At 73.2% G+C, this 18,309-nt stretch carries 14 protein-coding genes and 1 pseudogene; 12 read left to right on the forward strand and 3 right to left on the reverse strand.

The genetic code is table 11. The features are described 5' to 3' along the window. Positions 1 to 35: 35 nt before the first annotated feature. Positions 36 to 941 carry a DUF2510 domain-containing protein gene (locus K4B79_RS27750; RefSeq protein WP_232029891.1) on the forward strand — a complete coding sequence of 302 codons (906 nt, stop codon included), beginning with the start codon at positions 36 to 38 and terminating at the stop codon, positions 939 to 941. A 4-nt stretch (positions 942 to 945) separates the two neighbouring features. On the opposite strand, the gene K4B79_RS27755 is transcribed toward K4B79_RS27750, so the two are convergent. Then, a complete protein-coding gene (locus K4B79_RS27755) occupies positions 946 to 2,148 on the reverse strand; it encodes an amino acid deaminase/aldolase (protein WP_232029662.1) in 1,203 nt (400 codons plus the stop codon). 2,414 nt (positions 2,149 to 4,562) lie between these two features. On the opposite strand from K4B79_RS27755, the gene K4B79_RS27760 reads away from it, so the two are divergent. Together K4B79_RS27760 and mycP are read left to right on the forward strand one after the other, a co-directional pair. Further along, positions 4,563 to 5,456 carry a hypothetical protein gene (locus K4B79_RS27760; RefSeq protein ID WP_232029663.1) on the forward strand — a complete coding sequence of 298 codons (894 nt, stop codon included), beginning with the start codon at positions 4,563 to 4,565 and terminating at the stop codon, positions 5,454 to 5,456. Continuing rightward, positions 5,453 to 6,661, forward strand: coding sequence for a type VII secretion-associated serine protease mycosin (gene mycP / locus K4B79_RS27765; protein ID WP_232029664.1), 1,209 nt, complete (start codon positions 5,453 to 5,455; stop codon positions 6,659 to 6,661). The genes K4B79_RS27760 and mycP overlap by 4 nt, the downstream gene beginning before the upstream one ends. 59 nt (positions 6,662 to 6,720) lie before the next feature. Here mycP and K4B79_RS27770 read toward each other — a convergent pair whose 3' ends face one another. Next, positions 6,721 to 7,734 carry a serine hydrolase gene (locus K4B79_RS27770; RefSeq protein WP_232029665.1) on the reverse strand — a complete coding sequence of 338 codons (1,014 nt, stop codon included), beginning with the start codon at positions 7,732 to 7,734 and terminating at the stop codon, positions 6,721 to 6,723. 150 nt (positions 7,735 to 7,884) lie between these two features. Here K4B79_RS27770 and K4B79_RS27775 point away from each other — a divergent pair, with 150 nt between their 5' ends. Next, positions 7,885 to 8,616, forward strand: coding sequence for an SseB family protein (locus K4B79_RS27775; RefSeq protein ID WP_232029666.1), 732 nt, complete (start codon positions 7,885 to 7,887; stop codon positions 8,614 to 8,616). A gap of 4 nt (positions 8,617 to 8,620) precedes the next feature. On the opposite strand, the gene K4B79_RS27780 is transcribed toward K4B79_RS27775, so the two are convergent. Beyond that, positions 8,621 to 8,995, reverse strand: coding sequence for a DUF1844 domain-containing protein (locus K4B79_RS27780; protein ID WP_232029667.1), 375 nt, complete (start codon positions 8,993 to 8,995; stop codon positions 8,621 to 8,623). 338 nt (positions 8,996 to 9,333) lie between these two features. On the opposite strand from K4B79_RS27780, the pseudogene infC reads away from it, so the two are divergent. From infC to K4B79_RS27820, 8 genes and pseudogenes are all read left to right on the forward strand, one after another. After that, positions 9,334 to 10,030: pseudogene (gene infC, locus K4B79_RS27785) on the forward strand (translation initiation factor IF-3). A gap of 111 nt (positions 10,031 to 10,141) precedes the next feature. Beyond that, positions 10,142 to 10,336 carry a 50S ribosomal protein L35 gene (gene rpmI, locus K4B79_RS27790; RefSeq protein ID WP_003977225.1) on the forward strand — a complete coding sequence of 65 codons (195 nt, stop codon included), beginning with the start codon at positions 10,142 to 10,144 and terminating at the stop codon, positions 10,334 to 10,336. A 101-nt stretch (positions 10,337 to 10,437) separates the two neighbouring features. After that, positions 10,438 to 10,821 (forward strand): 50S ribosomal protein L20, encoded by a 384-nt coding sequence (gene rplT / locus K4B79_RS27795; protein ID WP_007380809.1) that lies wholly within the window; start codon positions 10,438 to 10,440, stop codon positions 10,819 to 10,821. A gap of 162 nt (positions 10,822 to 10,983) precedes the next feature. Next, a complete protein-coding gene (locus K4B79_RS27800; RefSeq protein WP_232029668.1) occupies positions 10,984 to 11,832 on the forward strand; it encodes a TrmH family RNA methyltransferase in 849 nt (282 codons plus the stop codon). A gap of 48 nt (positions 11,833 to 11,880) precedes the next feature. Further along, a complete protein-coding gene (locus tag K4B79_RS27805; RefSeq protein ID WP_232029669.1) occupies positions 11,881 to 13,026 on the forward strand; it encodes a sensor histidine kinase in 1,146 nt (381 codons plus the stop codon). A gap of 139 nt (positions 13,027 to 13,165) precedes the next feature. Continuing rightward, positions 13,166 to 14,287: a phenylalanine--tRNA ligase subunit alpha gene (gene pheS, locus K4B79_RS27810; RefSeq protein WP_232029670.1), complete on the forward strand. Its 1,122-nt coding sequence runs from the start codon at positions 13,166 to 13,168 to the stop codon at positions 14,285 to 14,287. Next, complete coding sequence (gene pheT / locus K4B79_RS27815; protein ID WP_232029671.1) at positions 14,287 to 16,797, forward strand: phenylalanine--tRNA ligase subunit beta; 2,511 nt, start codon at positions 14,287 to 14,289, stop codon at positions 16,795 to 16,797. The genes pheS and pheT overlap by 1 nt, the downstream gene beginning before the upstream one ends. A gap of 153 nt (positions 16,798 to 16,950) precedes the next feature. After that, complete coding sequence (locus tag K4B79_RS27820) at positions 16,951 to 18,114, forward strand: PP2C family protein-serine/threonine phosphatase (RefSeq protein WP_374208518.1); 1,164 nt, start codon at positions 16,951 to 16,953, stop codon at positions 18,112 to 18,114. Positions 18,115 to 18,309 lie beyond the last annotated feature (195 nt).

An 18,309-nucleotide genomic window follows, 5' to 3' on the forward strand; every position in this document is an offset into this window, starting at 1 on the left:
CTCCCGGCCCGGCGGCCTACAGTGCCGGGATGAGCATGACGCCACCGCCCGGCTGGTACCCGGACCCCTCCGCTCCGCACCTGGAGCGCTGGTGGGACGGGACCACGTGGACCGACCACCGGCGCGCCCCGGAGGTCCCGGGGCCGCCGCAGCCCGCCGCCGGACCCTCCGGGCGGGCCAAGGCCCTCGCCCTGGGCACCGCCGGGACCGTGCTGGTCGCCGCGATCGTGACCGGGGCGTTCGCGCTCGGCGGGGGCGACGAGGGCGGCACGGACGTGAACACCGCGCCCACGATCACCCCCACCTTCGCGCCGTCGAGCGACACCGCCTCGCCCACGCCGCCGCCCTCCGAGCCCTCCGCCGACGACCCGGCCGTCGTCACCGACGAGCTCAACGGCATCACCTTCCCGCTCCTCGACGGCTGGGCCAGGCCGAAGAACGTCTCCCAGGAGAACGTCGTCATGATGTCGGACGACGGGACCTACCCCTGCCCGGCCGGCGTCGGCACCTGCCGGCACGGTCTCGTCTTCTCCCGCACCGCGACCTCGACCGACGAACAGTCCCCCGAGGCCCTCGCCAAGGCGGACATAGCGGACGCGACGAACCTCGCCTACGACCGCGACCTCCTGCGCCAGCGCCCCTACGGCGGTGTCGAGTCCCACCGGAGCGTCAAGTCCGGGCCGGTCGCGGTGGCGGGCCGCGCCGGGTACCTCGTCCGCTGGCGGGTCAAGACCGCCAAGGGCCCCGGCGGGTATGTGCAGTCGCTGGTCTTCCCGTCCAGCGTGGGCAGCGAGTCGCCGGTCGTCGTGCGGTTCGTCTTCGACGCGGGGCCCGACGGGCCGCCCCTCGCCGACATGGACCGGATCACCAAGGGAATCCGGTCGGTCGGCGACGCGGACACCGGCGGCGGCGTGGGCAGCAGCCTCGGCCCGCCGGGCTGAGCGGTCACAGGAAGGTGTGGCCCTCGCCCCGGTAGGTCGGGACGGTCGCCGTCACCGCGTCGCCCTCGATCAGGTGCAGCGTGTCGAACCGCTCGCACAGCTCACCGGCCTTGGCGTGCCGGAACCACACCTTGTCGCCGAGCAGGAGGTCGTCGGCCGGGGGGCCGATCAGCGGCGTCTGCACCTCGCCGGGGCCCTCCTGGGGGTCGTACTTCAGCCCCTCCGGCAGATACGGCACCGGGAGCCGGTCCCGGCCGGGCGCCCCCGAGGCGGGGTAGCCGCCGCCGAGGACGGTCACGACCCCCACACCCGGCCGCCGTACGACGGGCTGGGCGAAGAGCGCCGCAGGACGGCCGCTGAACGACGTGTAGTTGTCGAACAGCCGCGGCACGTACAGCCCCGAGCCCGCGCCGATCTCGGTGACCGCGTCCTCCGCGGCGGTGTGCTGCACACTGCCGGTCCCGCCGCCGTTCACGAACTCCAGGTCCGGCACCACGGCCCGGACCGCGTGCACCACCTCGGCGCGCCGCTCGGCCAGCTCACGGCGGGCGGTGGCCTGCATCAGCCGCACCGCCCGCGACCGCAGCGGCCGGCCGGCGACCGCGTCGCCGACACCCGCGACATGACCCTCGTACGCCATGATCCCGACGACCTCGAACCCGGGCCGCCGGGCCACCGCGCGGGCCATGTCCGCGACCTGGGCGGGGGAGTGCAGCGGGGAGCGGCGGGCGCCGACCCGTACCCGGCCGCCGAGCAGCTTCAGCGAGGTGTCCAACTCCAGGCAGACGCGGACGACTTCACGTCCGCCGCCGCGGGCCGCGTCGATGAAGGCGAGCTGCGCCGGGTCGTCGACCATCACCGTGACGGCGGCGGCGAGCTTGGGGTCGGCGGCGAGTTCGGCGTATCCGGCGCGGTCGGTGGAGGGGTAGGCGAGGAGGATGTCCTCGAAACCGCTCCGGGCCAGCCACAGGGACTCGGCGAGGGTGAAGGACATGATGCCCGCGAAGCCCTCCTTGCCGAGGACGCGTTCGAGCAGGGCTCGGCAGCGCACGGACTTGCTCGCGACCCGGATCGGCTTGCCCGCCGCCCGGCGGACGAGATCGTCCGCGTTGGCGTCGAAGGCGTCCAGGTCCACGATCGCGAGGGGGGCGTCGAGATGGGCGGTGGCCCGGTCGTAACGGGCCCTGTCGGCGGCGCGCGCAGTCATGAACGCAGCCTGCCAGACAGGATTACCGCAGGGTAGGGGGACGATCCGGGCAGATGCCCCGGGCTCGTGGACTGGTTCCCGTTCGGCGGCTGACAAGCCGTAGAGTGACGCGCACGCACGGAGGATCGATCCCGGTCGCGTGTTCGGCCCGGGATGCCGGTCCGCCGTTGCGGGTATGCGTGCCCGGAACGGCCGAGTCCGCGCCGGGCCGGTCGAGAACGACGACGGCCCGTGTACGACGACGGCCCGGGCACGAGGAAACGGGGGGTGCAGTGAGCACGGAAGCGCGCCGCGCCCCCATTCCCCCACAGCCCCCGCACCCGCCGACCCCGCCCACCGAGGCCCCCGGGGCCGCCCCGCGGACGGGCTCCGCGGCGGGGACCTGGGACGACCCGCGGAACGGCTCGACCGCCACGGACGGCAACGGGCCGGGGAACGGCTCTGCGCCGGCGGGGGGCAGCGGTTCGGGGAACGACTCGGGGAACGGCTTCATGTCGGCGGGCGGGAATGCGCCGGGCGGTGCTTTCGCGTCGGCGGGCGGCAGCGGGTCCGGGAACGGCTTGGGGAACGGCTCGGGGAGCGCCTTCGTGCCGGCGGGCGGGAATGGTCCGGGGAGCGGCTCCGTTGCCATGCCGACCGGCCGGGGTGATTCGGAGAGCGGCGTGGTCTCGGCAGGCGGAGCTGTCCCGGGCGGTGGGCAGACGGGCTCCGGGGCCGCCCGGGGAGTCGTACCCGGGGACGGATTCCGGTCGCGCCGTGCCGCCGAGGCCGACGGAGCAGGCCGTACGTCGGCCACGCAGGGCACTGGGCCGCGCTTCCCGCGCGTGCGGGCCCCGTACGCCAACACCGCGCCCCCGCCTCCTCCCATGGCATCCGCCCGCTTCCCCGACACTCCGCCCCCGTCCGGCGACACCGTCCCGCCCCGGCCTCCGCAGGCCCACACCGGCTCGTCCGCATCGAACGCCCCGGCGACCGGCCAGCACCGCTCCGCGTCGCACCCCGGTTCCGGACCGACGACGCCGGGCCGTGCGGCGGCACAGCCGAACACCGACTCCACCGCTCCGACCCGCATGCCTCCGCCGCCGAGCACCCCGGTGCCTGCACAGCCTCCGCACGCGGGTACCCGGCGTCCCGGCACGGCCGGCCCCCTGCCGCCCCCGGCCGACGCCGGGGACCCGGCGTCGCCCATACCGCCCCGCCCGACCCGGCGGCCGACGGCACCGCCCCGTCGTAGTTCCGCCCCGGACGTGACCGCGTCGGAGACCACATTCCCCTTCCGACCGATCCGCCCCACCCCCTCCACAGACCCGAACAGCCGCGACCGCTCCACCCCCTCGCCCCCGGACACCCACCGCCCCGGCACCCCCACACCGCAGCCGGGCTCCGGCTCCGCCGCGGAGGCCCCACGCGCGTGGCGCCCGGATCCGGCCGCGTCTGCTCCTCAGTCCGGCGCCCGTGAGGACGCCCAATCCGGCCGCCGCCCCGGCACACCTGCATCGCAGTCCGGTCCCCGTGAGGACGCTCAGCCCGCCCGTCGTCCGGGCGAGCCCGCATCACAGCCGGGCGCCGGCCCCGCCGCAGGGGCCCCGCGCGGCTGGCATCCGGATCCGGCCACGCGTGCATCGCAGTCCGACACCCGTCCAGAGACGTCGTCGGCAGGCTGGCGCCCGGATTCGGTCGCGCCCGCACCTCAGTCTGGCGCCCGTGAGGGGGCCCAACTCGGCCGTCGTCCGGGCGACCCCGCAGCGCAGCCGTGCTCCGGCTCCGCCGCGGAGGCCCCGCGCGGCTGGCGCCCGGATTCGGCTGCGCCCGCACCTCAGTTCGGTGCCCGAGAGGACGCCCAGCCCGCCCATCGCCCCGGCGCGGCCACCCCGTCGTCGCCTTCCGGTACTCGTGCCGAGGCCGCGACCGGGGGCTGGGGGCCCGGTTCTGCCGGGCCCGCGTCGCAGCCCGGTGCTCGGGCGGATGCCTCGTCCGGTAGGCGTTCCGGCCCTACCGGTCCCGACTCGGCGGCCGGCGGCCGCCCGGACGGCGAGCCGGGCCGTAGCGCAGGATCGGACGTGCCTCCGTCGCAGCCCCGTGCCGCGGGTGCCCGGTCCGGCGGCATCGACGCGCAGGCCGGTGTTCGTCCGGGGACTTCGTCCGGCGGCATCGACGCGCAGGCCGGTGTTCGCCCGGGGACGACCTCGTCCGGCGGCATGGACGCCCAGGCCGGTGTTCGTCCGGGGACCTCGGCCGCGCCCGTGCGGCCCGGTTTTCCGCCGCGGCCGGTGCGTGAGCCGGAGGGGGGTTCCGGGGTCGGTGTGGGGGTGCCGCCCGTGCCCGTCGTTCCTCCGGGCCGGGCGCCCGGTGGGGGCCCGCACACGCCCCCACTTCCCACCGAGTCCCCGCGCCGTGCACCCGGCACGGACTCCGTGGCCGTCTCTCCCGACCCCGCGCTGTCCTGGAGTGCTCCGATGGCGCCGGGCGGGGTTCCCGGGGCGGGGCGGCCCGTCGTGTCCTTCGGGGAGCCGGAGGTGTACGACGAGGGGGTCAGGTCGCGGCCGTTCGGGATGTGGATGCGGCCGCGGGTCGCCGGCGCGGCCGCGTGTGTCGTGCTCGGGCTGGGGCTCATCGGCGGTGCGGTGACCGGGAGTTGGCTGATCGGCGAGCCGGGGGAGCCGGGCGCGCGGGACAGCTTCGCCACGGCCGCCGGGCTGTGGCACAGCGTGCCGGTGGACGAACTCTTCCCGCGGACCGTGCAGGGCCGGGGCGCCGGACCCGGTGGCGCCGACCGGACCTGGACGCGGATCGCCGTAGCCCCGGACAGTGGCTGCGCGGACGCGTTCGACCCGCTGCTGCGCACCGCCCTCGACCCCGTTGGCTGCGAGCGGCTGCTGCGCGCCACCTACACCGACGCCACCCAGAGCTACGTCACCACCGTCGGCCTGCTGTTCACCAAGGGCGACGCCGCCACCATGACCGCCCTGGCGAAACGGTTCAAGGACGGGGGCTACGCCGACCGCACCGACCTCATGCCCCGGCCGTACGCCGCCAAGGGCACCGTCGCCTCCGACTTCGGCCCCGACCAGCGCGCGTCCTGGACCGTCTCCGTCCTCACCGACGCCCCGGTCGTCGTCTACGCCGTCTCCGGCTGGGCGGACGGCCGTACCGTCGACACCCCGGAGCCCGCCGCCGAGGCGATGACGTCGGGCGCCACCACCGGCCCCGCCCAGGCCGGCCTCGGCAACGAGGCACAGGGCCTCGCCGACCGCGTCGAACGCGGACTGCGCAAGACCGTCAGCTCGCCCCCGGAGAACGCCTCATGAGCAGCGCGCGCCTCACCGCCCGCAGGGCCGGCCTCCTGAGCGTCCTCCTCGCCGCCTCGGTCGCCCTCGTGCCGCCGACCGCCGCGCACGCCGACACCATCCGCGCCAAGCAGTGGGCGCTGGACGCCATGCACACCCAGGAGGCCTGGCGCACCACCAAGGGCGCGGGCGTCACCGTCGCCGTCCTGGACACCGGTGTCGAGGCCGACCATCCCGACCTCGTCGGCAACGTCCTCACCGGCAAGGACATGATCGGCTTCGGCGCGACGGAGGGCGACCGCCCCTGGGCCCGTCACGGCACCGCGATGGCCGGCATCATCGCGGGCCACGGACACGGCGCGGGCAACGCCGACGGCGTCATGGGCATCGCCCCCGAGGCCAAGATCCTCCCCGTCCGCGTCATCCTGGAGGACGGCGACCCGGCCCGCGCCAAGGCCCGCAGCACCCGCGGCAACGCCCTCGCACAGGGCATCCGCTGGGCCGCCGACCACGGCGCCGACGTCATCAACCTCTCCCTCGGCGACGACTCCGCCTCCGCGCACCCCGAGCCCGCCGAGGACGAGGCCGTCCAGTACGCCCTCAGGAAGGGCGCCGTCGTCGTCGCCTCGGCCGGCAACGGCGGCGAGAAGGGCGACCACATCTCCTACCCGGCCGCCTACCCCGGCGTCATCGCCGCGACCGCCGTGGACAAGTTCGGCACCCGCGCCGTCTTCTCCACCCGCCGCTGGTACGCCACGGTCAGCGCCCCCGGCGTCGACGTCGTCATCGCCGACCCCGACCACAAGTACTACGAGGGCTGGGGCACCAGCGCCGCCTCCGCGTTCGTCTCCGGCGCGGTCGCGCTCCTGAAGGCCGCGCACCCGGACCTGACGCCCGCGCAGATCAAGAAGCTCCTGGAGGACACGGCCCGCAACGCCCCCTCCGGCGGCCGCGACGACTCCCGCGGCTTCGGGTTCATCGACCCGGCGGCCGCCCTCACCGCGGCCGCCCGCCTCAAGCCCGAGGGCCTGGAGGCCGCCTCCTACGGCGACAAGTACTTCGGCTCCGGCCCCGACGCCGCCGACACCGAGGACGGCACCGCCGACTGGGCGGCCCCCGTCGCGGGCGGCGCCGGAATCCTGCTCCTGGGCGCCGCGGTGGTCCTGTGGCGCGGCCGCCGCACCCCGCACCACCAGGAGAGCCACGACTCCTACGACGGTTTCTGAGCCGCTGTACGGCGCCTGCGACGGCCCTGCACCAGCCTCCTCCAGCCCCCGCCCCGCCGTTATCCCGACGAGGCGGACGCGGAAGCCGACGAGGACGCCCCGTCACCCGTGAACACCGACACCGCCGCCCGGGCCGCCGCCTCGACCAGCGAGATCCCCCGCGCCTGCGTCGCGTTGCCCTTCGACAGCACGGCGACCAGGTAGTCGTGCCCGGCCACGGTCACCAGGCCGATGCTGTTGACGTCCCACAGCCCGGTCGTACTGCGCGGCAGCCAGCCGTTCTTCAGCGCCCACCCGGAGCCGTCGGCCGCGGCCGACACACCCCAGTCCTGTCCGTCGGCTATCCGTCCCATCAGCCCGCGCAGATACGTCCGTGAGGCCTCGCTCAGCTTCGAAGACTCCCCGAACACCTGCTTGAGCAGGGTGAGTTGATCGGCGGCCGTGGTCTGCGTCAGCCCCCACAGCGCACCGTCGCCGCCCTCGGTGCCGGTCAGACCGAACGTCTCGTTGGCGGCGTCGAGCCCCTCGGCCCGCCCGATGGCGTCCCACAGCGCGGACGCCGAGGCGTTGTCACTGTTCTCGATCATCGCGGTGGCGTAGGACCTCTCCCGCGTGCTCAGCCGTGTGCCCGCCTCCTGGTGCCGGAGCAGCAGCGCCGCCAGGATGTCGACCTTCACGATGCTCGCCGTGTCGAAGGCGCCGTCGCCGTACACCGCGTGCTCGCCCGACGTCAGGTCGAGCACCCCCGCCGACATCTCCGCGTCGCCCGGCACGCGCACCGACTCCATGGCGTCGGCGAGCAGTCCGTCGAGATCCACCGTCGGCTCCGCCACGGGCTCCACCGCCGCCTCCTCGGTCCCGGCCGCCTCCTGGCTCCCGGCCACCGGCGAGGACGGGGCCGACGGCGCCGCCGCCGACGATACGGCGCCGCCCCCGGAGTGCGCCTGCGCCTTCACGTACACGGTCCCCGCGGCCGTGGCACCGACGACGGCGAGGAGGGCCGGCGCGGTGTACAGCAGGGCCCGGCGAGCGGACCTGCGGGCACGGCGTCCGGCGGCTCTGGGAGACTCCATGACCGCGATGGTCGGGCCTGCGACTGTGTGGCTCGTTAGCCGGACGTTAGAGCTGTGTCAGCGAACTCTGAGAAACCCGTGAAAGTCGTCACGGGCGGGTTTCCGGGCCCGCACAAGCCCAGCAGCAAGCCCCCGATAGGGTCGGTGACCGTGGCGAACAAGAACATTCCCGACTCCGGCTTCTCCGACGACGACGGCTCGGCCGATCCCCGGCTGAGCGCGGCGCTCGCGGCCTGGGCCGAGGACCGCGGCGCCGAGGGGCCCGTCCTGGAGGCGCTCAGGGGCGCCCGGCTGCTGGTCCCCGTCGTGGCCGTGCTCGGCGAGGTCGAGGAGGACGAGAACGGACTGCGCCGCGAGAAGACCAGCGACATGGCCGTCCCCACCCTGAAGGCCGGACAGCGCACCGCCCTGCCCGCCTTCACCTCCACCGACTCCCTGGCGCGCTGGGACCCGGCGGCCCGCCCCGTCGCCGTACCCCTCCACCAGGCCCTCCAGGCCGCCGCGCACGAGAAGGCGGACACGATCGTGCTGGACCTGGCCGGACCGGTGCCCTACGAGCTGAGCGGGCCCGCGCTGCTCGCGCTCGCCGAGGGCCGCGCGACGGCCGACCCGCTCGCCGACCCGGCCGTGATCGGCGCCGTACGCGACGCGGTGGCCGCCGAGCCCGCCGTCCTGCGCGCCCACCTCGGCCCCGGCGAGGCCGACGGCACCCTGGCCCTCGTCCTGGATCCCGCCGCGGCTCCCGCCGAGGCCGCGCGGGCGGTCGCGGGCCGCCTCGCCGCCGACGAGACACTCAGGGCCCGCCTGGTGCGCGGCCTCGACCTGGCACTCCTGCCGGCCGGGGCGACGCCTCCGGGCGAGCCCTTGTACGTACGCGGGTGAGAGGTCAGCCGTAGATCGGACCGGTGTACTTCTCGCCCGGGCCCTGGCCCGGCTCGTCCGGGACGAGGGAGGCCTCGCGGAAGGCCAGCTGGAGGGACTTCAGGCCGTCGCGCAGCGGGGCCGCGTGGAAGGAGCTGATCTCCGTCGCGCTGCCGTCCAGCAGACCGGCGAGGGCGTGGATCAGCTTGCGGGCCTCGTCCAGGTCCTTGTACTTGTCACCCTCCTCCGTCAGGCCGAGCTTCACGGCGGCGGCGCTCATCAGGTTGACGGCGACCGTCACGATCACCTCGACGGCGGGGACCTCGGCGATGTCGCGGGTCATCGCGTCGAAGTCGGGAGACTCAGGGGTACCGGCGGACGCGGGAGGGGTGTCACTCATGTCCCACACGATAGGGCCCGGTGCACGCCGGTTCGCACCACCCCCGGGTTGCTGCTAACCTTGTGTGACGACCGGCTGGATACACATGTGTTCGGCCCACAAGTGGAGGCTCCGATCTCCCACCCGACCGTCCCCCGGGACGGCGGGTCACCCCGGTCAGGCGGCCACCATCGTTCCGTACGGACGATGGAGTCGCCCGAAAGCGCGCCCCGCGATCATCGCGGCGGTGCTCCGGTAGTGCTTGGAGCCCCGCCTGTGATCGTCCGGGGCATTTTTTGTGCTTCGGCGCGGTTAGGTCTGACGAACTAGAGACATACGCGGCCGTCCGCCAGACGGCTGTGTGGTGCTAACCGAGGAGGATCCATCAGCGCCGAGCCCCGCATCAACGACCGGATTCGCGTTCCCGAGGTGCGACTTGTCGGTCCCAGTGGCGAGCAGGTGGGCATCGTCCCCCTGGCCAAGGCACTGGAGCTTGCGCAGGAGTACGACCTGGACCTGGTCGAGGTCGCGGCGAACGCCCGTCCGCCCGTGTGCAAGCTCATGGACTACGGGAAGTTCAAGTACGAGTCGGCCATGAAGGCCCGTGAGGCGCGCAAGAACCAGGCGCACACGGTCATCAAGGAGATGAAGCTCCGGCCGAAGATCGACCCGCACGACTATGACACCAAGAAGGGTCACGTCGTCCGGTTCCTCAAGCAGGGCGACAAGGTCAAGATCACGATCATGTTCCGTGGTCGCGAGCAGTCCCGGCCGGAACTCGGCTACCGACTGCTGCAGCGTCTCGCGGAGGACGTCCAGGACCTCGGTTTCGTGGAGTCGAACCCGAAGCAGGACGGCCGAAACATGATCATGGTTCTCGGTCCGCACAAGAAGAAGACCGAGGCGATGGCCGAGGCTCGCCAGGCGCAGGAAGCCCGCAAGGCGGAAGCGAAGGCCAACCCCGGCAAGTCGCAGAACGCCGCGGAGACCGAGATCGACGAGGACACCTCCGAGGACCTCGCCGAGGCTCCGGCCGAGGCTTCCGCCGAGGCGTGATCCCCGGGGGCGCGAGCCCCCAGGACGTAACCGATACAAGAGCGACGCTCCACCGTGCCCGGTTTTCGTGACCGGGCACCGGAGCGCCACCGACGAGGAGAGAACGGCGCTATGCCGAAGAACAAGTCGCACAGCGGTGCCAGCAAGCGCTTCAAGATCACCGGCTCCGGCAAGGTGCTCCGTGAGCGCGCCGGCAAGCGCCACCTGCTCGAGCACAAGTCGTCCCGCGTGACGCGTCGCCTCACCGGCAACGCCGAGATGGCCCCGGGCGACGCCGCGAAGATCAAGAAGCTTCTCGGCAAGTGACGTACGCGGCGCTTCGCTTGAGCGCCGTACGTCAGGACCGGGACCCAATCGATTCCGGGCCGTGTGAGTCCCACCACGGCCCCGCTACAAGGAGTTAACAAGTGGCACGCGTCAAGCGGGCAGTCAACGCCCACAAGAAGCGCCGGGCGATCCTCGAGGCGGCCTCCGGCTACCGCGGTCAGCGTTCGCGCCTGTACCGCAAGGCCAAGGAGCAGGTCACCCACTCGCTGGTCTACAACTACAACGACCGCAAGAAGCGCAAGGGCGACTTCCGTCAGCTGTGGATCCAGCGCATCAACGCCGCTGCCCGCGCCAACGGCATCACGTACAACCGCTTCATCCAGGGTCTGAAGGCCGCGAACATCGAGGTCGACCGCAAGATCCTGGCCGAGCTGGCCGTCAACGACGCCACCGCGTTCGCCGCGCTGGTCGAGGTCGCGCAGAAGGCGCTGCCGGCGGACGTGAACGCGCCGAAGGCCGCGTGACGCTGCGCTGGGCCTAGGCCGACTGTGTGAGTGTGCGGACCCGTGGGTTTTTGCCTGCGGGTCCGTTCCTTTGAGTGGTGCGGGACGGTTCGGCACCGCCGGTGTCCGTCGTCGTGGCCGATCGCCGTGGCGGCGGAAGTCAGATGCTGAAAGTGAGTGTGCATGTCCCCCGTTGCTCCTGAGCTGATCTCCCCCCGTTCCCCCCGCGTCTCCGCCGCCCGGCGGCTCGCCAGGCGGAACTTCCGGGGCAAGGAGCGGCTGTTCCTCGCCGAGGGGCCGCAGGCCGTGCGGGAGGCGGCGGGGCACAAGGACACGCTCGTGGAGCTGTTCGCGACCGTCGAGGCCGCGGAGCGGTACGCCGACATCATCGGTGAGGCGCGGGCCCTCGGCGCCCGGGTCCACCTCGCCTCCGAGGACGTCATCGCCGACATCTCGACCACCGTCACCCCGCAGGGGCTCGTCGGGATCTGCCGGTTCCTCGACACGCCCTTCGAGGAGATCCTCGCCGCCCGGCCCAAGCTCGTCGCCGTGCTCGCGAACGTCCGCGACCCCGGGAACGCCGGGACCGTGCTGCGGTGCGCCGACGCGGCCGGTGCCGAGGCCGTCGTACTGACGGACGCGTCCGTCGATCTGTACAACCCCAAGGCCGTACGGGCCTCGGTGGGCTCGCTGTTCCATCTGCCGATCGCCGTGGGCGTGCCCGTGGAGGAGGCCGTCGACGGGCTCAGGCGGGCCGGTGTCCGCATCCTCGCCGCCGACGGGGCCGGCACCGACGACCTCGACGACGAGCTGGACCGGGGCACCATGGGCGGGCCGACGGCCTGGGTGTTCGGGAACGAGGCGTGGGGGCTCCCGGAGGAGACCCGCGCGCTCGCGGACGCCGTGGTGCGCGTCCCGATCCACGGGAAGGCCGAGAGCCTGAACCTCGCCACCGCCGCCGCCGTATGTCTCTATGCGTCGGCCCGGGCACAGCGCGCCTCCGGAGGGTGCCGTTCCGTCACCGAGAGCTAGTAGGGTGACCAGCTCGGGGGCCCTGCGCAGGAGAGGTGGAGCACGGGGATGAGTGTCGGCACGGGCAGCGCACCGGGATCACCGGAGGCGACGCACGCGGCGCCGTCCGGTCCCGACTCTCTCGCCGGGCTCGGCCTCGATCCCGACCACCTGCCCGACGGCCTGGTCGTCGCCGACGAGCACGGCCACGTGATCTGTTTCAACGCCGCCGCCGAGCGCATCACCGCCGTGTCCGCAGCGGACGCCCTCGGGCAGCGGCTGGAGAAGGCCCTTCCGTTAGAGGACCTGGAGGGGCGCCGCTGGTGGCAGCTGACCGACCCGTACGGCGGTCTCGCCATCCGGGTCCGCCAGCCCGAGCGCAACCTCCTCCTGCCCGGCGGCCGGGAGGTCCTGGTCTCCGCGCGCTACGTCCGTGCCCGGCCCACCGGGCCCGTGCGCCGCGTGGTGGTCTCCCTCCGCGACACCGAGGCCCGCCGCCGCACCGAGCGCAGCCACGCCGAGCTGATCGCCACCGTCGCCCACGAACTGCGCTCCCCGCTCACCTCCGTCAAGGGCTTCACGGCCACCCTCCTGGCCAAGTGGGAGAGGTTCACCGACGACCAGAAGCGGCTGATGCTGGAGACCGTCGACGCCGACGCCGACCGGGTCACCCGGCTCATCGCGGAGCTGCTGGACATCTCCCGCATCGACTCCGGGCGCCTGGAGCTGCGCCGCCAGCCCGTCGACATCGGCGCCGCCGTGGGCCGCCACATCCAGGCGTACGTCGCCGCGGGACTGCCCGCCGACCGGTTCCTGCTCCGCATCGAACAGCCCCTGCCCGACCTGTGGGCCGACCCCGACAAGATCGACCAGGTGCTCAGCAACCTGCTCGAAAATGCCGTGCGGCACGGCGAGGGAACCGTCACCATTGTGGTCACGCCCACGGCGTCCCCCCGGGAGGGGGAAGGCCATGAGAACGCCGCTACGTCGGTCACGGTGAGCGACGAGGGGCCCGGCATCCCGGAGGAGTCCATGAACCGCGTCTTCACCCGCTTCTGGCGGGGCAGCAAGCGCGGCGGCACCGGCCTCGGGCTCTACATCGTCAAGGGCATCGTCGAGGTCCACGGCGGCACCATCACGGTCGGCCGCGCCCCCGGCGGCGGCGCCGAGTTCCGATTTACGTTGCCCGTGAGCGCTCCGGCCTACTTGAGCTGAGTGCCCGCGGGCGCATTCGTATACCTCCACCCCGTTAGACTCGGCCTTTGGCACCTTTGTGTCCCATGGACGGCCCTCTGACCTCTGCGTGAGTCGGTGACGGGGACCTTCAGCCAGCCAATCGGAAGCACGGGAAGAGATGTCGGCACCGAATAAGTCGTACGACCCTGTCGAGGTCGAGGCGTTGAAACCGGAAGAGATCGAGCGGATGCGGCAGGAGGCGCTCGACGCCTTCGCCGCGGCGGGCTCGCTCGACGCGCTCCAGGAGGCCAAGGTCGCCCACACCGGGGGCACCTCCCCGCTGGCGCTCGCCAACCGCGAGATCGGCGCCCTGCCCCCGCACGCCAAGGCCGCCGCCGGCAAGCTGGTCGGCCAGGCCCGGGGCGCGGTGAACAAGGCCCTCGCCGCCCGCCAGAGCGAGCTGGAGGCCGAGCGCGACGCCCGGGTGCTGGTCGAGGAGGCGGTGGACGTCACGCTGCCTTACGACCGGGTTCCGGCCGGCGCCCGCCACCCGCTCACCACCCTGTCGGAGCGCATCGAGGACGTCTTCGTGGCCATGGGCTACGAGGTCGCCGAGGGCCCGCAGGTCGAGGCCGAGTGGTTCAACTTCGACGCCCTCAACATCGGCCCGGACCACCCGGCCCGAGGCGAGGCCGACACCTTCTTCGTGCAGGGTCCGGAGGGCGGCACCGAGTCCGGTGTCGTGCTGCGCACCCACACCTCGCCCGTGCAGGTCCGCTCGCTGCTCGACCGTGAGCTGCCGGTCTACGTGATCTGCCCCGGTGTCGTCTACCGCACCGACGAGCTGGACGCCACGCACACTCCGGTGTTCCGCCAGGTCGAGCTGCTGGCCGTCGACGAGGGCCTGACCATGGCCGACCTCAAGGGCACCATGGACCACATGGTCCAGGCCCTGTTCGGCGAGGGCATGAAGACCCGGCTGCGCCCGAACTTCTTCCCCTTCACCGAGCCGTCCGCCGAGATGGACATGGTGTGCTACGTCTGCCGCGGCGAGTCCGTCGGCAACCCCGACCGGCCCTGCCGTACCTGCTCCTCCGAGGGCTGGATCGAGCTCGGCGGCTGCGGGATGGTCAACCCCAAGGTGCTCACCGCCTGTGGCGTGGACCCGGAGAAGTACAGCGGATTCGCCTTCGGGTTCGGCATCGAACGGATGCTGATGTTCCGCCACAACGTCGAAGACATGCGAGACATGGTCGAGGGTGACATCCGGTTCACCCGGCCGTTCGGGATGGAGATCTGATGCGGGTCCCGCTTTCCTGGCTGCGGGAGTACGTCGACCTGCCGGCCACCGAGACCGGCCGTGACGTGCAGGCCAAGCTCGTTTCCGCGGGCCTTGAGGTCGAGACCGTCGAGCACCTCGGCGCCGACCTCAAGGGCCCGCTGGTCGTCGGCCAGGTGCTGACGATCGAGGAGCTGGAGGGCTTCAAGAAGCCGATCCGCTTCTGCACCGTCGACGTCGGGCAGGCCAACGGCACCGGCGAGCCGCAGGAGATCATCTGCGGCGCCCGCAACTTCGCCGTCGGCGACAAGGTCGTCGTGGTCCTCCCGGGTGCCACGCTGCCCGGCGGCTTCTCGATCTCCGCCCGCAAGACCTACGGCAGGACCTCGCACGGCATGATCTGCTCCGGCGAGGAGCTGGGCATGGGCGACGACGGCAGCCACGGCATCATCGTGCTGCCGCCGGAGACCGAGGTCGGCAGGGACGCCGTCGAGCTCCTCGAACTGGTCGACGAGGTCCTGGACATCGCCGTCACCGCCAACCGCGGCGACTGCCTGTCCATCCGTGGCGTGGCCCGCGAGACCGCCATCGCCTACGGCCTGCCGCTGCGCGACCCGGCGCTCCTCGACGTCCCGGGCCCGAACGCCTTCGGCTACCCGGTCCAGGTCTCCGACCCGTTCGGCTGCGACCGCTTCACCGCCCGCACCGTCACCGGTCTGAGCCCCGAGGCCCGCTCCCCGCTCTGGCTCCAGCGCCGCCTGCAGAAGGTCGGCATGCGCCCGATCTCGCTCGCCGTCGACGTCACCAACTACGTGATGATGGAGCTCGGCCAGCCGCTGCACGCCTACGACCGCTCGCTGGTCCAGGGCACCATCGGCGTCCGCCGGGCCGAGGAGGGCGAGAAGATCGTCACCCTCGACGGAGCGACGCGCACCCTGCACGCCGAGGACCTCGTCATCACCGACGACCGGGGCCCGATCGGCCTCGCGGGTGTCATGGGCGGCGCCAACACCGAGATCGCCGACCACGACTCCGGCGAGGGCACCACCGACGTGGTGATCGAGGCCGCCCACTTCGACGCGGTCGCCATCGCCCGTACGGCCCGCCGCCACAAGCTGTCCTCCGAGGCGTCCAAGCGCTTCGAGCGCGGCGTCGACCCGCAGGCCGCGTCCGCCGCCGCCCAGCGCACGGTCGACCTGCTGGTGCTGCTCGCGGGCGGCACCGCCGAGGCCGGCGTCACCGAGGTCATCGCCCCGTCCGCCCCGCACACCATCACCGTCCCGGCGGACCACCCGGACAAGGTGGCGGGTGTCGCCTACGGCCGCGAGACCGTCGTACGGCGTCTTCAGGAGGTCGGCTGCGACGTCTACGGGCAGGACGAGCTGATCGTCACCGTGCCGTCGTGGCGTCCCGACCTCCGGGAGATCAACGACCTGGCCGAGGAGGTCATCCGGCTGGAGGGGTACGAGAACCTGCCCTCCACGCTGCCCAAGCCCCCCTCCGGCCGTGGCCTGACCCACCGGCAGCGGCTGCACCGCCGCGTCGGGCGGGCGCTGGCCGGCGCCGGATACGTCGAGGCGCCGAACTACCCCTTCGTCAGCGAGCAGGTCTTCGACCAGCTCGGCCTGGCCGCCGACGACCCGGCCCGCCGGGTCGTGAAGCTGACCAACCCGCTCAACGACGAGGAGCCGGCTCTTCGTACGTCGCTGCTGCCGGGCCTGCTCGGCGCCCTGCGGCGCAACGACGGCCGGGGCTCGCACGATCTCGCGCTGTTCGAGACCGGCCTGGTCTTCCTGCCGCGCGAGGAGCGGCGCGTCGCCGCCGCGCTGCCCGTGGACCGGCGGCCGACCGACGAGGAGATCGCCGGGCTGAACGCGGCACTGCCGGAGCAGCCGCGCTATGTCGCGGTGGTGCTCGCCGGTGCGCGTGAGCAGGCCGGCTGGTGGGGCGCGGGCCGTCCCGGCGGGTGGGCCGACGCCGTCGAGGCGGGGCGCGCCGTCGCCCGGGAGGCCGGTGCCGAACTGATCGTCCGCCAGGGGCAGTACGGTCCGTGGCACCCGGGCCGGTGCGCCGAGCTCGTGGTCGTGGCCGACGGCTCCGAGACGGTCGTGGGGCACGCGGGCGAGTTGCACCCGCGCGTGCTCAAGGCGCTCGGGCTGCCCGCGCGCACGTCCGCGATGGAGCTGAACCTGGACGTGCTGGAGGGCGTCGGCGACGACACCCCGCAGGCGCCGAGCATCTCCACCTTCCCGGTGGCGACGCAGGACGTGGCGCTGGTCGTCTCCCGTGAGGTCCCGCACACCGAGGTGGAGGCCGCGTTGCGCGAGGGGGCCGGCGAACTGCTGGAGGCGATCCGGCTGTTCGACGTGTACGAGAACGACGAGCAGCTCGGCGAGGGCAGGAAGTCGCTGGCGTACGCGCTGCGGTTCCGGGCCGCGGACCGGACGCTGACGGTCGACGAGGCATCGGCGGCCCGGGACACGGCGGTCGCCCTCGCGGGCGAGCGCACGGGGGCCGTGCTGCGCGGTTGAGCACGGCCGCATCCCCTCTCGGGTCACCTCACTCGATTGAGTGAGTTCTGCTGGTGATCTGGCCCGTTCGGCCCATGGGGTCGACAGAATCGGACCGGCCTTTCGGGGTCGGTCCGATTGCGCTGTCAGGGCCTGAATGGGGGGGCCATCGGCATGATCCGCATCAAGGCTGGGGGTGTCCCCGGGGGCCGTCGGAGGGTTCGGCGGGACCTGCGGGACGCGCTCCGCAGAGCTGCCCGCCGTACCGTTCGCAAGGGTCGCCGCAGGCCGGTGCGGTGTGCGCTCGCGCTGGGGCTGCCCACCGCCTGGGGCGCCGTGGCGATCACCTACAAGCTGGTCTGTCCGCTGGCCCAGCAGAACGGCCTCGGGGCGCGGGTCGTCACCAGTGCCGTCTTCTTCGCCGTCGGCACCGGTCTGGTCCTGCATGTCCGGCAGACCCTGCTGCGGGAGTTGAGACAGGCCCGCCGGGTCGCGGGCGCCGCCCAGAGCGTGCTGCTGCGGCCCCTGCCCCCGCGCATCGACGGGCTGCATGTCGCCGCGGCCCAGCTGTCCGCCGACCGCGGCGCCACCATCGGCGGCGACCTGTACGAGGCCGTGGCCACCGAGCACGGCGTCCGGGTCGTGATGGGCGACGTCCGCGGGCACGGCATATCCGCCATCGGTACGGCCGCCGCCGTCCTCGGCAGCTTCCGCGAGGCCGTGCACGACGAGCCCGGACTCGACGGTGTGCTGCGCCGGCTGGAACGCGCGCTGTCCCGGCATCTGCGGGATCGGGCCCGTACGGACCATCCTTCCACCGGTGCGGAGCCCGGCCCCCCGGTCGCCGAGGAGTTCGTCACCGTCCTGCTGCTGGAGATCGGCCACGACGGCCGGGTCCACGCCCTCAACTGCGGTCACCCGTGGCCGTATCTGCTGAGCGGCACGACCGTCGACCCCCTCTCGCGCACGGACCCTCTCCCACCCCTGGGCCCGTTCCCACTGCCGTGCGATCTGACCCCCGTGGGGTGCGGTCACCTGCTGCCGGGCGAGGGCCTGGTCCTGCACACGGACGGCGCCGAGGACGCGAGGGACACCCGTGGCCGATTCTTTTCCTTGGAGAACGCCCTGTCCGAGGCGATCCGCGAATGCCCCCTGGCAGCGCCCCAGGTCGTCCTGGGCACGGTCTTCACGGCATTACTGCGCCACACGGACGGCGAACCGACGGACGACGTGGCTTTACTCATCCTGCGAAACGACCGTTCAGGGCAACCGACCTTAGGGGCGCGGGGAACTGCGCGCCCAGCCACCACGCACCCGCAGCCGACAACGCACCTTTAGTCACCCGGCGTTGGCCAGCGCAGCGCACTCGCAGCGAACCGGCGGAGCCGTCCGCCCCGCCACGGAGTGTCGGGCAGGCAGCTGGGCGGACGGCGCGGAATCGGGCCGCCGCACTGTACGAGGGGGAGCCGGCGGCCCGGCCGGCCTCTTGCGAGGCATTTCAGTCAACCGGCTGGAAACTCTCCGCAACAGTGC

Source organism: Streptomyces lincolnensis (genome assembly GCF_021173675.1).
GTDB classification, from domain to species: domain Bacteria; phylum Actinomycetota; class Actinomycetes; order Streptomycetales; family Streptomycetaceae; genus Streptomyces; species Streptomyces lincolnensis_B.

Bases quoted from the DNA above. Each gene is read 5' to 3' on its own strand.
- K4B79_RS27770 (WP_232029665.1), bottom strand. From the start codon at position 7,734: ATGGAGTCTCCCAGAGCCGCCGGACGCCGTGCCCGCAGGTCCGCTCGC.
- K4B79_RS27820 (WP_374208518.1), top strand. From the start codon at position 16,951: ATGATCCGCATCAAGGCTGGGGGTGTCCCCGGGGGCCGTCGGAGGGTT.
- K4B79_RS27750 (WP_232029891.1), top strand. From the start codon at position 36: ATGACGCCACCGCCCGGCTGGTACCCGGACCCCTCCGCTCCGCACCTG.
- K4B79_RS27805 (WP_232029669.1), top strand. From the start codon at position 11,881: ATGAGTGTCGGCACGGGCAGCGCACCGGGATCACCGGAGGCGACGCAC.
- mycP (WP_232029664.1), top strand. From the start codon at position 5,453: ATGAGCAGCGCGCGCCTCACCGCCCGCAGGGCCGGCCTCCTGAGCGTC.
- pheT (WP_232029671.1), top strand. From the start codon at position 14,287: ATGCGGGTCCCGCTTTCCTGGCTGCGGGAGTACGTCGACCTGCCGGCC.
- rpmI (WP_003977225.1), top strand. From the start codon at position 10,142: ATGCCGAAGAACAAGTCGCACAGCGGTGCCAGCAAGCGCTTCAAGATC.
- K4B79_RS27800 (WP_232029668.1), top strand. From the start codon at position 10,984: ATGTCCCCCGTTGCTCCTGAGCTGATCTCCCCCCGTTCCCCCCGCGTC.
- pheS (WP_232029670.1), top strand. From the start codon at position 13,166: ATGTCGGCACCGAATAAGTCGTACGACCCTGTCGAGGTCGAGGCGTTG.
- K4B79_RS27755 (WP_232029662.1), bottom strand. From the start codon at position 2,148: ATGACTGCGCGCGCCGCCGACAGGGCCCGTTACGACCGGGCCACCGCC.
- K4B79_RS27780 (WP_232029667.1), bottom strand. From the start codon at position 8,995: ATGAGTGACACCCCTCCCGCGTCCGCCGGTACCCCTGAGTCTCCCGAC.